Below are 13,290 nucleotides of genomic sequence, written 5' to 3' on the forward strand. Positions count from 1 at the left end.
CCAGAAAAATCGCACGAATCCACAAAATATGGAGGAAATAAGGCAGCAAACAGCGGCATTTCGCTGTTACCGCGAAATGTTGCGGCGAAAGGCTCATGCGCCACTACACACGGAAAGACCCCACCCGCATTGAGGGGATGAGAAAACTTTTAGTCACTCGTTTGGTCGCGGAAAACTGCTCAATGTCCTGCCGCTGGGCCTCTGCCGGGCCTTGAGCCTTATTTTGCGGCAATTTGGCAGTTGCCGCAACTGATTTCTTTAACCTACCGGGGCACTTGGGCAGTTCAGGCCATCTTCAGAGATGCTACGGACCTCTTGCGTTTCGCTGCCGACGAAGCGCGCCAGCCGCACCATCAGCCGGTCATTGTACAGGTAGGGCCACCAGCAGACTGGCAGGCCATCGGGCGCATCATCGTACAGAAAACAGATCTGGCCATTTGGCGTGGTGATCTGGCCATAGACACAGCCCCGCCCCTCCATCCGCCAGACCGAGAGCGTCGGGCTGAGAAATTCCTCAGTTCCGACCAACATACCGCTTCGGATTTCATGGAAGGTGATCGTTTTGCCAACGACGGCGCTCAGAAACGCCTCTGGCGCAATCAGGGTTTGAGCCGGGGCCGCAGCGGGCCCAAGGGCCGCGCCAACGGCTGCACCACGCAGGGCATTACCAATTGTCACGGAACCAGCGCACGGCGCGCTTGAACGGGCGCGCGGCATAGGTGTCGACCGGGATCTCAAAATCCCACCATTCGTCCTGAGGATGCGCCGCAAACAGGCTAAGCCCCACTGCCGAAGAAAAACCGGGCCCGGTCGCGGATTGCGGCAGGCCATGAACGCGCAGCGGGCGGCCCAAACGAACACGCTGACCCAGAATCCGGCTGGCAAGCCCGTCTAGCCCCATGATCTGGCTGCCACCACCAGTCAGAACGATCTGCTGGCTTGGCAGGTGATCGAAACCGGCAGCGTCCAGACGAGTACGCACCTCTTCGAGAATCTCCTCGACGCGGGGGCGCATGATGCCGATCAACTCGGCACGGCTGACGGTACGGCGGTCATGCTCCCAATCGCCAGTATCGCCACCGATGTCGATCAGGTCGCGATCATCGGCTCCGGTCGCGTGAACGCCACCGTTAAAGGTCTTGATCCGTTCGGCCACCGCTGCGGGCACGCCGAGGCCCATCGAAATGTCGCTGGTCACGTGATCCCCGCCCATGCGCACGCAATCGGCATAGATCATGTGTTTCTTCATGAAGATCGAGATGCTGGTGGTTCCGCCGCCCAGATCGATACAGGCCGCGCCCAACTCCTGTTCGTCCTCGACCAATGCGGAAATGCCCGAGACATAGGCCGAGTTCGCAATCCCTGCCAGCTCCAGATCGCAGCGTTTGATGCAGCGGACGATGTTCTGGATCGCCACCGCATCGACGGTGAGCATGTGCATATCCACAGCGAGGCTTTGCCCCAGCTGACCGCGCGGATCGATTAGTCCCGAGCGGTTGTCGAGCGCGAAATTCACCGGTTGCGCATGCAGTACCTCGCGCCCTTCGCCGTAATCGGGCACATCGCAGGCGTTCAGGACACGACCGACCTCGGCTTCGGTAACTAGTTGCCCTTCCAGATCGACCTGTGCATCCAGCCCGTACGAGCGCGGGTTCGCCCCTGAGAAGGATGCAATCACGTGATCCACGCGGATATCGGCCATCTTCTGCGCCGCCTGCAGTGCGGTGCGGATGGCGCGTTCGGTTTCTTGCATCGCAGTGACTTCGCCGAACTGCACCCCGCGCGAGCGGGTGGTCGCAGCGCCAATGACGCGGAACCCGGTCTGACCGGCCATCGAGCCGATCGAGTTATCCTCGGACAACCGCCCCGTCCCGTCGAAGCGCAATACAAGGCAAGCGATTTTGGAGCTGCCCACATCCAGAATGGCGACGACGCCGCGTTGCATCGCCTGCCGGCGCATCTGCCGCATAGCCCTTTGGGACTGATAAAGATCGGTCATCATGGTCGTTACTGCCCGCTACTCACATCTACTTTTGTGTTCCACCAGTCTTCGCTGGCCGTTTTGTTCATTCGGATGGTCGGTCGCTGCCCCAGTCGCATGTCGACCACGGCCACGTCACGTTCCAGAAGGTCCTGCACCTCGTTCACCGCCAACACGCGTTCCAGTGCGCGGGCCGGGCGTTCGGTCGGCAGCATGATGCGCTGGTTGCGATCCAGCACCAGATCCCAACGCCGCTCGCCCACGCGGACGAGGCCTCGGACCCGCTCGCCCAGGCTGCGGGCTGTGGTCAGGATTTGCAGCGCCTCGGGGACATGTTTGTTCGCGCCCTTCCCTGCGATCAGTGGCAGGGCTGCGTGATCGGCGCGTGCTGAAACACGGTCAACATGGGCTCCGGTTTCATCCAATAGCTCGATCCCGTCTCGGGTGCGCCAGACGATGACCGGCTGGCGTTCGACCACATCAACCTGAAGAATCCCGCCAGGGCGAATGCGTACGGTTGCCGATTTCACCGGGTCAAGCCCGGTGATGGTGTCGCGGATCAACTCCACATCCAGATCCCACGAGCTGAGCGGGAAATCGAGCGGCACGATCTCGCGGATATCCTCAGACAGTGCGGTTCCTGCCCCGTCGATGGCCATCAGGTTGACCATGAATTCGGGGCGCTCCTGGATCGAGGTCTTGATGTCGGCGATATAGGTGCTGACCGCCTCACGACGTTCTTCGGCGGCAAAGAAGCCACCCACCAAACCAACGACGGTCAGAACCGGCAGGCCAATTTTTAGCCCGCGCCGGATGCCGGGGGTGAGCATCCAGCGCTGAAAGCGGTAGCTGAGGCGCGAGGGCGCGGGGTCCACGTTGCGCGCGCGGCCAAAAAGACGCGCCCCGCGCAAATGCAGCTTAGGTTCGGTTTTGGGCTCGGGCCTTGGCGCGGCGGTGAAATCGGCATCCGGCCCCGTCAACGGTTTGGTCCGGTGAATCACCGGCGCGCGGGTGGCGGTCAGCGGTCGCATGAGGCGTCCTCCACCATCCAGGCGCAGAGCTGGCCGAAACTGATGCCAAGATGCTCGGCCTGTTCGGGTACCAGCGAAGTCGGCGTCATGCCAGGCTGGGTGTTGGTTTCCAGCAGAAACAACCCGTCGGCACCCCTGCCGTCATCCCAGCGGTAATCGGTACGGGACACACCGCGACAACCCAGCGCGTTATGCGCCTTCACCGCATAGTCCATGCAGCGGTCAAAGATGTCCTGCGGAATGTCAGCGGGCAGCACATGCCACGAGCCGCCGGGCTTGTACTTGGCATCATAATCGTACCAACCGCCATCGGTCATGATCTCGGTCACCGTCAGGGCGCGATCGCCCATCACGGTCACGGTCAGTTCCCGGCCCGCGACGTATTTCTCGACCATCACCTGATCAGGCATCGCCTCGTCCAGTTGCGGCGGGCCGTTGGCATTTTCATGCACGATATAGATGCCGACGCTGGAACCTTCGTTGTTGGGCTTGGCCACATAGGGCGGCTCCATCACATGGACCTCGACCACCTCGACCTTGGGAACGATCAGGCTGGGTACGATGGGTAATCCTTCGGCGGCGTAGACCTCTTTGCTGCGTTGCTTGTCCATTGCAAGGGCCGAAGCCAGCACACCGGAATGCGTGTAAGGAATGCGCATCCATTCCAGTAGCCCCTGCACACAGCCATCCTCGCCCCAGCGTCCATGCAGGGCGTTGAACACCACATCGGGTTGGATATCGGTAAGGCGAGCAGCAAGGTCCGGACCTGCGTCCAGTTCGACCACTTCAAAGCCTTCACCCACAAGAGCGGCTGCGCATTCGCGCCCAGAGCTGAGAGACACCTCGCGTTCCGCCGAGGGGCCGCCCATCAATACCGCCACTCTGGGGTTTGTCCTGCTCGACATACCCAATGTGCGCCTCAATGTCCCCGGACCTTATGTGGTGGTCCGTACTGCGTTTATGCCTTTGATCCGTCGTCCTAATTTGCCTGTTATGGTCTGACGGTCGGGGCTTTATTCTTCCAGCGGATCACCGACCCGCATGATTTCCCACTCTAGCGTGATGCCGCTTGTTTCGTAAACCTTTTTTCGCACCTCTTCGCCCAGACCTTCGAGATCTGCGGCGGTGGCGTCGCCTGTATTGATCATGAAATTCGAGTGTTTGGGACTCATCTGCGCGCCACCTTTCGTGGCCCCGCGCATACCCGCGTCATCGATCACTTTCCACGCCTTGAGGTCATGCACATCGTCCGCGCGCCCAGTCGACGAGAACCCGGCTGGATTACGGAAGGTCGACCCGGCGCTGCGGTCCTTGGTGGGTTGAGTTTCGTCGCGCTTTTTTAGCTGCGCCTCCATGCGAGCATGCAGCTCAGCTGGATCGCCCGAGGGGCCTTGAAACGTCGCCGAGATCAGCACCGCGCCTTCGGGCAGGTCGGACTGGCGATAGCGGAAGCTGAGGTCTTGCGGGGTCAGGTCCACGATCTCTCCGGCGCGGGTGACGACGGTAGCCTTTTGCAACACATCCGCCGTATAGCTGCCGTAACAGCCCGCGTTCATACGCACGGCCCCGCCGATCGACCCGGGTATCGTGCGCAGGAAAGTCAGGTCCACACCTCCATCCGCTGATTTACGCGCCACATGCGCATCCAGCGCGGCGGCACCCGCGCTGACGGTATTGCCTTCGACCGAGATACCATTGAACCCGCGCCCCAATCGGATGACCACCGCCCGCAGACCACCATCACGGACGATCAGATTGGATCCGACACCCATAGGAAAGATGGGAACATCCGCAGGCAGATCACGCAGAAACGACTGAAGGTCTTCGGTATCGGCGGGTTGAAACAGATAATCCGCTGGTCCGCCGACGCGCAGCCAGGTGAGTTCGGAAAGAGAACGCGCCGCGGACAAGCGGCCACGGACGTCGGGCAGTTCGCTCATGCGCCTTCCCGCGATGCAAGGCTGCGCCCGCCTACTCCACCCATGATCACCGCAAACAGGAAGGGCAGGACCGCACCGGTCAGCCAGACGAAGGGTCCGAACGCCTGTTCTTCTTCTCCTGTCCCGACACCGGCCAGCACTATGATCAGTACCAGACCAAGTGCCGAGGTCAGCCCGATCAGCCACAGCAGTGCCTTGAGGCCGATCCAGCGCGCGGCGACAAAACCCGCAAGCGTCCCGAGGATCAGGGTAATCAGCGGCAAATAGGCGAAAGTGGCGATGTCGACCATGGGGGCCTCCTGAAAATGGCCAGTTACTTGTTCGCCGCCTTCATGCCCTGCATTTTCGCCTTTGTCCAACGGGTGAGGTAAATCACCGGCCAACGCAGAACTGACATACCTGCCGCAAGAACCAGCAGCCCGATCCATGGACCATTTTCATAGGTGACATAGCCTAGGATGGGGACGCCAACGGCGATCAGGAAATAGGCGCGCCGCCAATGGTTGTCCTTGCTGGGCAACATCGCCAACACGTTGGCGACAACACCCCACAGACCGGCAAGCGCAATCGACCAGTTCATTCCGACACCTCTTTACCCGTCCACTTGCGCCAGTAGTAGCGGATCGGGTTGCGGTACATCGAAACAAAACCGCCAGCAGCCAGGACTCCGACGAACCAGCCATAGTCTAAACTCAGCCACAGAATCAGAGCAGGCGCGCTGGCAAACAGTACAACACCCGGTGGGAATTGCAGGTGCATCGGCAGCATCGCCACAATAGTGGAAGCGAAGACCCAGACGCAGGCGAGTATGAGCGACAACGCCACGAGGTTAGCTCGCTTTGGCGATTAACCGGTCAGGCAAACCGTTGGCCCAGGTACTGATCGTACCTGCGCCGAGGCAAACAACCATATCGCCCGGGCGGGCCTGTTCACGGACAAGGCGGGCGAGGTCTTCTTCGTTCAAGATCGCGCGCGCGTGGCGGTGGCCGTGGCGGATCAGGCCCTGCACAAGATCGTCACGGCTGGCACCTTCGATCGGATCTTCGCCTGCGGCAAAGACCTCGGCAATAGCGACCACGTCGGCGTCGTTGAAGCAGGTGCAGAAATCGTCGAACAGGTCGGACAGGCGGGAATAGCGGTGAGGCTGGTGGACGGCGATAACGCGGCCCTCGGTGGCCTGACGTGCGGCCTTGAGAACGGCGGCGATTTCGACCGGATGGTGGCCGTAATCGTCGATGATGGTGACGCCGTCAATTTCTCCAACCTTCGTGAAGCGGCGATTGACGCCGCCGAAATTGGCCAGCGCGTCGCGAATTTCCGAAGCTTTCATGCCCAGATGACGGGCCACGGCCACAGCGGAAAGCGCATTCGAGACGTTGTGATCGCCGGGCATCGGCAGGGTACAGCCCTCAATCACCTTGTCTTCGTGGCGCAAATGGATGTCGAAATGGGCAACGCCGCCCTTATAGGTCAGGTTTTCGGCCCGCACATCGGCCTGTGCGTTGAAACCATAGGTGCGCACGCGGCGGTCGGAGATGCGGCCAACAAGCGCCTGCACCTCGGCATGATCTGTGCAGCAGACGGCCAAGCCATAAAACGGCAGGTTCGAGACGAACTCGTAAAACCCGTCGCGAAGTTGGTCGAAATCGCCCCAGTGCTCCATATGCTCGGGGTCGATATTGGTGACGATGGCGATGGTTGCAGGCAGGCGATTGAATGAGCCGTCGCTCTCATCCGCTTCAACCACCATCCATTCGCCCTGCCCCATGCGGGCGTTGCTGCCATAGGCGTGGATGATGCCGCCATTGATGACTGTGGGGTCGAAATCGCCCGCGACCATCAGTTCCGCCATCATAGTGGTTGTTGTGGTCTTACCGTGAGTTCCGGCGATGGCAATGTTCGAGCGCAGGCGCATGAGTTCCGCCAGCATGTCGGCGCGACGGACGACGGGCAGGCCCTGCGCGCGTGCCTCGTCCAGTTCCGGGTTCCCCGGTTTGATCGCAGTTGAGACCACGACCACGGCGGCGTTCTGCAAGTTCTCGGAACGCTGGCCTTCGAAAATCTCAGCACCCAGCCCAGCCAGCCGGTCAGTAATCTTCGAGGTTTTCAGGTCCGAACCTTGTACACGGTAGCCAAGATTCAAAAGCACCTCTGCGATACCCGACATCCCGATCCCACCGATGCCCACGAAGTGGATCGGTCCAACGTCCTGCGGCAGTTTGGTTGCTGGATTCATGAGGTCTCCTTCTGCGCCAGTTGCTCGACAAGGGCGACCAGACGCTCGGTGGCGTCCGGTGCCCCGACCGATAGCGCGGCATGGGCCATTTGCTGTGCGGCTTCGGGGTTGGTGAGAACCGTGGTCATTTGCTGTGTCAGCGCGGGAACGTCAAGGGCGTTTTCGGGGATCATGATCGCCCCACCTGCCTGAACCAACCCACGCGCGTTGGCTGTTTGATGATCTCCGGCAGCCGTGGCAAGCGGGATCAAAATCGACGGACGGCCAATCACGGAAATGTCGGCAATACTGGAGGCACCCGACCGGCTGACAACCAGCTGCGCGTCGGACATGCGGCGAGGTACGTCATCAAAGAAAGGCTGTACATCGGCGCGTATGCCGTGATCGGCGTAAAAGGCCTTGACCCGTTCACCATCCTCATCGCGGGCCTGATGCGAGACGCGGATGTACCCGCGCAGATATTCAGGCAGCGCAGCGATGGCCCCCGGCACCACGTCACTGAGGATACGTGCGCCCTGTGAGCCGCCCATCACCAGGACGGACATCGGGTACTCCCCAGGCGGGATATAGGGGGCAGCAGCGCGTTCAAGAACGGAGGCGCGAACCGGGTTACCAGTGTGTATGCCCTTGGACCCTTCAGGCAGATCGGTGGGCCAGACACCACAGGCCACTTGAGCCACACGCGTGGCAAACAGTTGGTTTACCCGGCCCAGAACGCCATTTTGTTCATGGATCATACGCGGCAGCTTCAGCAGGATGGCCGCGCCCAGCGCCGGTATCGACGGATAGCCGCCAAAGCCCACCAACACATCCGGCTTGTCACGCATCATCTGCGCAGCCATGCTAGTGACTCCAGCAGCAATCTTGGGTCCAACCAACATCTTGGCCGCTAATCCGCCTCGGGCGAAGGTGGCCGAGGATGCCTCGACAATCTCGACGTCTGCGGGGAACGCACCGGTATAGCGCGCTCCGCGCGGGTCGGTGGACAGGCGCACACGCCAGCCTTTCTGTAGCATCGCCTCGGCCAACGCCTGCGCGGGGAACATGTGGCCGCCGGTGCCACCTGCTGCGATTAGTAGATAAGGTTTGCCCATCAGCCTCGTCCGCGCAGAATGTCGCCCAGCTCGCCCTGCGGGCGGGTTCGGGTGAAGGCCAGCAACATGCCAACCGCGATGCCGCCAGCAATCAGGGACGATCCGCCATAACTGACAAACGGCAGCGTCATGCCCTTGGCGGGCAGAAGACGCACGGCGACGCCCATGTTGATCATAGCCTGCACGCCGAACATGCAGGCCAGACCAGTGCCAGCCAGACGGATGAACATGTCGCGTTCGCGCATCAGCCGCAGCAGCGAACGCACAACGATCAGCGAGTACAGCGCGATGATAATCAGCACCAGAATCAGCCCGTATTCTTCGGCCGCGACCGCGATGATGAAATCCGTATGCGCATCAGGCAGAGACCACTTGACCTGCCCCTCACCCACGCCGACGCCGAATAGACCGCCTTCGCGGATGGCATTGGTGGCATACCCAAGCTGGGTGGTCGGATCGAGTTCCTGATTAAGGAAACCATCGATACGACGGGCAAAGTGCTCGGAATTGGAATAGGCAAACATGCCGCCCAGAACCACGGCTCCGGCCATGCCGACCAGCAGCAGCATCGGGGCTCCGGCAACAAAATACATCACACCCCAACCAAAAAGGATAAGGCAGGCCTGCCCGAAATCGGGCTGCATCACCAGCATTGCCACGATGGACATACACAGTGCAAAGGACCACAACCGCCCCGGCGGGCCGTTGATTTCCTGTGATGCGGCCAACAGCCATGCGGCCACCACGACAAAACCGGGCTTGAGGAACTCGGATGGCTGCAACGAGGCAAAACCCAGCGAATACCAGCGCACCGCGCCTTTGCCAAAGTCTGTACCGAAGACCGGCAGGAAGGCCAGCGCCACGAACGAGGCCAGAAAGCCCAGAATCGCCAGCCGCCGCACAAGTGTCGGCGACATCATTGAGGTCAGCAGCATCGCAACCAGCGCCAGCCCGCCAAAGATCGCCTGACGTTCTACATAGTGGAAAGGATCGAACCCGTTACGCCCCGCCAGTGGCGGCGACGAGGCCAGCCCAAGCAAAAGCCCGATGACAAACAGGATCAGAACGCAGGACATCGTCCAGCGATCAATCGTTCGCCACCACTTCGGAAGAATCGGTTCTCCGCGCTGGTCCTGGACCGCGCCATACACCATCTCAGTCATGAGATACCGCCACTATCTGCCTCGTTAACGTCCCGTTTTCGGGATCTGGCTGAGAGTCTACAGGGATTTTTACATTTGGGCTAGCAGAATGACAGGCAGAACTGGAATTCCGGAACGATGAGCCGCCGTTGACAAACGCGCATGCATTCAAGCAGCGCATGCTGCCTGTTCTGATCGACGGCCCGTTGAGGCTCGGTTTGAGTTCATCCAAATATCAACCGCGCCCAACGTCATTGTTCAAAAAGTAAATCGTCAGTCTTTGATGGGGTATCTGTCAGGCTCTTCAAACACATCGATCACTCGGGAACCCGCCTTGATGCGCCCGCCATGCTCCACTCCGGCTGGGATAGAATAGCTGTCGCCGGGCAGATAAACTTTCGTCTCTCCGCCAATGGTGAGTTCAATTTCTCCTTCCACCACCGTACCCCATTGGGCACCATGTGAATGTAGTGGGAGTTCCATTTCTTTAAGAAAAGTAAAAAAGGCGACCAAACCAGCATCAGATCGAATGACTGCCGTCTGCACGACGTCTTCGGGAAATGGCACGTCTAGTCTTGGAAAGTCTGTAATGAAGTTTGGAAAGCGCATATTTTTATCCCTTTAAATGGATCTAACCGGCAAGCATTAGCACAGAGCCTAGCATGTCAGAATGCACTACGAGTAAAAATCCACATACCATATGGCACAAACCCATGTGCTGCTGAGAAATTCCGTGGGCCAAACCCACACCGTTTTTGGTCTGCGCTCTTGCCATCGCTCACAATCCACGCCATGCGCAGCATATGGATTTCGAGACGATCATCCTCGGTGCTGGCGCGGCCGGCATGATGTGCGCAGCCCATTGCGGTGGCCAGGCGCTGGTGATCGACCATGCAAAAGCTCCCGGAGAAAAGATCCGCATCTCGGGTGGTGGACGATGCAATTTCACCAATATGTATGCGGGACCGGGCAATTTCCTGTCTCAGAATCCGCATTTCAGCAAATCAGCGCTGGCGCGATATACACAGTGGGACTTCATCGAGCTGGTCGATCGCCATGGCATTGCATGGCATGAAAAAACGCTTGGGCAATTGTTCTGCGACGGGTCTTCGAAACAGATCGTCCAGATGCTGCTGAATGAAATGGCCAAGGCCGAGGCCGAGCTCTGGGTGCAGACGTCGCTGCGCAACTTGCGCAAAACCGAAAGCGGTTTCGCTTTGGATGTCGAACGCGATGGCAAGCACATCCTTCTGACCTGTCGCAATCTGGTTCTGGCCACGGGTGGCAAATCGATCCCCAAAATGGGCGCAACGGGGTTGGCCTATGACATCGCGCAGCAATTCGGGCTGCAGATAACCGAGACACGGGCGGCGCTGGTGCCGTTCACCTTCTCGGACGGTCGGTTCAAGGATCTGTCCGGCGTCTCCCTGCCCGCTCGACTATCAAACGAGCGCAGCAGTTTCGACGAGGCTTTGTTGTTCACCCATCGCGGGTTGAGCGGTCCTTCGGTACTGCAATTGTCTTCGTACTGGCGCGAGGGTGAGGCAATATGGGTCAACCTGATCCCCGATTTGCCTTTATACGATCTGCTTCGCGATCAGCGGCAGGCTGTTGGGCGCAAGGCGCTGACCACCGAATTGGCACGCCACCTGCCCACGCGTCTGGTGGAATACCTCGCACACCATATCCCGATGAAGGGCAATCTTGCGGATCAGTCCGACACGGCGCTGTCGGAACTGATCGCCGCATTGTCCAACTGGCGGCTTACGCCGTCGGGCACCGAGGGCTATCGCACCGCCGAGGTCACTCTGGGCGGGATCGACACTGACGGGCTGTCGTCCAAAACCATGGAGGCCAGGGATGTCCCCGGCCTCTATGTCATTGGTGAAGCGGTGGATGTCACCGGCTGGCTTGGCGGTTACAACTTCCAATGGGCGTGGTCCTCGGGCCACGCCGCCGGAAGTGCCATCGCAAGCCGTTAGCCTACGACGTTGTAACCCCGTCCGCGCATACAGTTGCGCACGATGACTTCCTTGTTCTGGTTCTTGTTGATCACGTCAGCGCCTGCACCAACCAACGCACCGGCAACGGCGGCGCGACCCAGGTTGTCGCTGCTGTCCTGAACGATGCCGGTGACGGCTGCAGCACCTGCAGCGCCGATTGCGGCATTACCTGCGGTCGATCCGTCAACGCTGGCCTGCGAGGCTGCAAGTTGCTGGCACTGATACAGGTCCGAGTTGTAGTTAGGGCCTACCGGGCCATCGATCACGGGCTGATAGTTGGCCCCGGTATTGGTGCAAGCCGCAGCAGCCAGCAGCGCTGGAACGACCAGAAGAAGTTTACGGTTTGGCATATTCATGACCTCGTGTTGAATTTCCTGAAGGCAAAAACCAATGCAGGCAGTGCGTCAAGCAGATAGGCCCACAGCTTCGCCGAACCGGCGATCTATTGCAAACGCATTGCTTTCAGAGGCGTTTTTTAACCTGAACCACGAAGTCATCGCCACGTTGTTCGAAGTTGTCATACTGGTCGAAACTGGCCGCAGCAGGTGCCAATAGAACGGTTTCACCGGGCTGCGCATCGGCCATGGCCTGCATAACCGCCGCTTCCATAGTGGTGCAGACTTGCGCATCGGCCTGCAACTGCATTGCAAAGCTCGCCGCCTCACGCCCGATGACGTAGGCCTTGATTACGTGGTCCCCTGCCCCGTTCAGCGCCTCAAGCCCGCCTTCTTTCTCAAGCCCGCCACAGATCCAACGTATCTTCTTGAACGCGCTCAAGGCTTTGAGGGCGCTATCTACGTTGGTGGCTTTCGAGTCATTCACATAGGTCACGCCGTCCGCCTCGGCGATGATCTGACTGCGGTGCGGCAGACCCGGGAAGCTGTGCAGCGCGTCTTCGATCACGCGCGGAGCAAGGCCCAGCGAACGGCAGGCGGCATAGGCGGCGCAGGCGTTCTGGTGATTATGCGCACCGGGCAGGCCCTTGATCTCACGCAGGTCGATCGATCCGGCCTGACGGCCCTTGCGGTATTCCGACAGGAAACCCTTGCGGGCAAAGACCTGCCAACCCGACCCGGTCAGCTTGCGCGCCACCGAGACGCGGATCACCCGGTCATCCGACGGCCCCTCGGCCAGTTGCCCGGCCAGAAACGCGCCCTCGGCCTCATCTATCCCGATCACGGCGCGGTCTGGGCCTCCTTCGGCGAACAGGCGACGTTTGGCGGCAAAGTAACCACCCATTCCACCATGTCGATCCAAGTGATCAGGTGAAAGATTGGTGAAAACCGCCACATCCGGCGTCAGTGCGCGGGCCAGTTCGGTCTGGTAGCTCGATAGCTCCAGTACCACGACCGATCCATCGCCACCTGGGTCGATGTCCAGCACGCCGCGCCCAATGTTACCCGCCAGTTGCGAGTCGCGCCCGGCCTCGGTCAGGATATGTTGGATCAACGCAGCGGTGGTTGATTTGCCATTCGATCCCGTCACCGCGATGACGCGCGGTGGGATGTCGTAGTTGTTCCATTCAGGGCCTGCGAAAGAGCGAAAGAACAGACCTATATCATTGTCGACCGGAACTCCGGCTTCCAACGCAGCGGCCACAACCGGGTTCGGCGCGGGGTAGAGATGAGGGATGCCGGGCGAGACAATTAGTGCGGCAATATCGTCAAACGCCCCGTGGCGGCGCAGATCGACACACGAGAATCCCTCGACCTCTGCCGCTTCACGCGCGGCGGGGTTGTCATCCCAGCAGATCGGCTCAGCCCTGCCAGCGCGCAGCGCTCGTGCGGTGGTCAGACCCGACCGACCTAGCCCCAGAATCGCTACTTTCTGCCCTGAAAACCCTTTGACCGGGATCATTGCCAT

General features: G+C 60.2%; 15 protein-coding genes. 1 reads left to right on the forward strand and 14 read right to left on the reverse strand.

Annotated features, from left to right (window positions below; translation table 11 throughout):
• Positions 1-258 precede the first annotated feature (258 nt).
• The 12 genes from ACR0AH_RS10280 to ACR0AH_RS10335 all read right to left on the reverse strand — a co-directional run bounded on the left by ACR0AH_RS10280 (position 259) and on the right by ACR0AH_RS10335 (position 10,033).
• A complete protein-coding gene (locus ACR0AH_RS10280) occupies positions 259-678 on the reverse strand; it encodes a hypothetical protein (protein WP_480591835.1) in 420 nt (139 codons plus the stop codon).
• The gene (ftsA, locus tag ACR0AH_RS10285) at positions 665-1,999 is read right to left on the reverse strand and encodes a cell division protein FtsA (RefSeq protein WP_170392023.1); all 1,335 of its coding nucleotides are present in this window, start codon (positions 1,997-1,999) and stop codon (positions 665-667) included. The genes ACR0AH_RS10280 and ftsA overlap by 14 nt, the downstream gene beginning before the upstream one ends.
• A gap of 8 nt (positions 2,000-2,007) precedes the next feature.
• Complete coding sequence (locus ACR0AH_RS10290; protein ID WP_480591838.1) at positions 2,008-3,012, reverse strand: cell division protein FtsQ/DivIB; 1,005 nt, start codon at positions 3,010-3,012, stop codon at positions 2,008-2,010.
• The gene (locus ACR0AH_RS10295; protein WP_480591841.1) at positions 3,000-3,917 is read right to left on the reverse strand and encodes a D-alanine--D-alanine ligase; all 918 of its coding nucleotides are present in this window, start codon (positions 3,915-3,917) and stop codon (positions 3,000-3,002) included. Before ACR0AH_RS10295 ends, ACR0AH_RS10290 begins: the two co-directional genes overlap by 13 nt.
• Positions 3,918-4,025: 108 nt before the next feature.
• Positions 4,026-4,952: a UDP-N-acetylmuramate dehydrogenase gene (murB, locus tag ACR0AH_RS10300; protein ID WP_170512294.1), complete on the reverse strand. Its 927-nt coding sequence runs from the start codon at positions 4,950-4,952 to the stop codon at positions 4,026-4,028.
• Positions 4,949-5,242, reverse strand: coding sequence for a hypothetical protein (locus tag ACR0AH_RS10305; RefSeq protein ID WP_170401372.1), 294 nt, complete (start codon positions 5,240-5,242; stop codon positions 4,949-4,951). The genes murB and ACR0AH_RS10305 overlap by 4 nt, the downstream gene beginning before the upstream one ends.
• A 23-nt stretch (positions 5,243-5,265) precedes the next feature.
• Positions 5,266-5,532 (reverse strand): DUF2484 family protein, encoded by a 267-nt coding sequence (locus ACR0AH_RS10310; protein WP_170392032.1) that lies wholly within the window; start codon positions 5,530-5,532, stop codon positions 5,266-5,268.
• A complete protein-coding gene (locus ACR0AH_RS10315; RefSeq protein WP_170401374.1) occupies positions 5,529-5,777 on the reverse strand; it encodes a DUF2484 family protein in 249 nt (82 codons plus the stop codon). The genes ACR0AH_RS10310 and ACR0AH_RS10315 overlap by 4 nt, the downstream gene beginning before the upstream one ends.
• 4 nt (positions 5,778-5,781) lie before the next feature.
• Positions 5,782-7,188 (reverse strand): UDP-N-acetylmuramate--L-alanine ligase, encoded by a 1,407-nt coding sequence (murC, locus tag ACR0AH_RS10320; protein WP_170401377.1) that lies wholly within the window; start codon positions 7,186-7,188, stop codon positions 5,782-5,784.
• Positions 7,185-8,282: a UDP-N-acetylglucosamine--N-acetylmuramyl-(pentapeptide) pyrophosphoryl-undecaprenol N-acetylglucosamine transferase gene (locus ACR0AH_RS10325; protein WP_170420828.1), complete on the reverse strand. Its 1,098-nt coding sequence runs from the start codon at positions 8,280-8,282 to the stop codon at positions 7,185-7,187. Before ACR0AH_RS10325 ends, murC begins: the two co-directional genes overlap by 4 nt.
• Positions 8,282-9,445: a putative lipid II flippase FtsW gene (gene ftsW / locus ACR0AH_RS10330; RefSeq protein ID WP_170392040.1), complete on the reverse strand. Its 1,164-nt coding sequence runs from the start codon at positions 9,443-9,445 to the stop codon at positions 8,282-8,284. Before ftsW ends, ACR0AH_RS10325 begins: the two co-directional genes overlap by 1 nt.
• Positions 9,446-9,697: 252 nt before the next feature.
• Positions 9,698-10,033 (reverse strand): cupin domain-containing protein, encoded by a 336-nt coding sequence (locus ACR0AH_RS10335; protein WP_170392042.1) that lies wholly within the window; start codon positions 10,031-10,033, stop codon positions 9,698-9,700.
• A gap of 194 nt (positions 10,034-10,227) precedes the next feature.
• Here ACR0AH_RS10335 and ACR0AH_RS10340 point away from each other — a divergent pair, with 194 nt between their 5' ends.
• A complete protein-coding gene (locus ACR0AH_RS10340) occupies positions 10,228-11,406 on the forward strand; it encodes a BaiN/RdsA family NAD(P)/FAD-dependent oxidoreductase (protein WP_170661987.1) in 1,179 nt (392 codons plus the stop codon).
• Here ACR0AH_RS10340 and ACR0AH_RS10345 read toward each other — a convergent pair.
• Positions 11,403-11,777 carry a glycine zipper family protein gene (locus ACR0AH_RS10345; protein WP_255611713.1) on the reverse strand — a complete coding sequence of 125 codons (375 nt, stop codon included), beginning with the start codon at positions 11,775-11,777 and terminating at the stop codon, positions 11,403-11,405. The genes ACR0AH_RS10340 and ACR0AH_RS10345 overlap by 4 nt on opposite strands.
• A 112-nt stretch (positions 11,778-11,889) precedes the next feature.
• On the reverse strand, positions 11,890-13,284 hold the full coding sequence (gene murD / locus ACR0AH_RS10350) for a UDP-N-acetylmuramoyl-L-alanine--D-glutamate ligase (protein ID WP_480592037.1): 1,395 nt from the start codon (positions 13,282-13,284) through the stop codon (positions 11,890-11,892).
• Positions 13,285-13,290: the final 6 nt, after the last annotated feature.

This window comes from Ruegeria sp. AM5 (assembly GCF_056540645.1).